Annotated in this window: 1 pseudogene; it reads left to right on the top strand. The window is 66.6% G+C overall.

The features are described from left to right. A pseudogene (locus VXC91_RS46310) lies at window positions 1-521 on the top strand (hypothetical protein); the annotation flags it as partial. Window positions 522-797: the final 276 nt, after the last annotated feature.

Below are 797 nucleotides of genomic sequence, written 5' to 3'. Positions count from 1 at the left end.
CCGGCAACAGCTTCGTGGGCGGCTCCTTCAACTTCGCGCTGGCCCGTTACCAGGGTGGCGGCATCCCCCAGCCGTCCCTGACCATCACCAAGAGCCACAGCGGGAACTTCACTCACGGCGGCACCTACAGCATCACGGTGGGCAACTCCGGACCCGGCGCGACCGACGGCACCATCACCGTCAAGGACACCCTCCCGGCCGGACTCACCGCCAGCAGCATCAGCGGCTCCGGATGGACCTGCACCCTGGCCACCCTCACCTGCACCCGCAGCGACCTCCTGGCCGCGGGGGCCGCCTATCCACCCATCACGCTGAAGGCCAAGGCCTCATGCCACACCCAGCGCCAGGACTCCGCCACCGTCACGAAAGGCGGCGACCGCAAGGTGACCAACACCGCCACGGTCACCGGAGGCGGCGACACAACAACGCACACCGCCGCCGACACCACCGCCATCCATGGCGACAAGCACTGCGGCAACGACCACGACCACGGCAATGACCGCAACCACAGGAACCCCTAGTAGCAGCGACTACAGCGGATCCCAGCTGTTCCTGAGGTAAAGCGGAGATCCGACAAGGGCTCGGAAAGCGAAGGCCACCCGCACCACAGGTGCCGGTGGCCTTCCTGTATTGGGCCAGCGTCGAGACTCCGTGCACCTCCCCAGATCGTACGAAGACCATGGGGGAAAGCGGCGAAACGTGATGACCCATTTGACGGCTCCCTTTGGGAGCGACGGCAGCAGCAGGGGATGCCGCCCACGTCGGCCGGTATCAGTCGTGGTCTCACTACGGCGCCG

The organism is Streptomyces chiangmaiensis (assembly GCF_036281785.1).
Lineage (GTDB): Bacteria > Actinomycetota > Actinomycetes > Streptomycetales > Streptomycetaceae > Streptomyces > Streptomyces chiangmaiensis.
The sequence above is the reverse complement of the archived record's forward strand: the minus strand, read 5'-3'. Positions and strand labels throughout refer to the sequence as shown.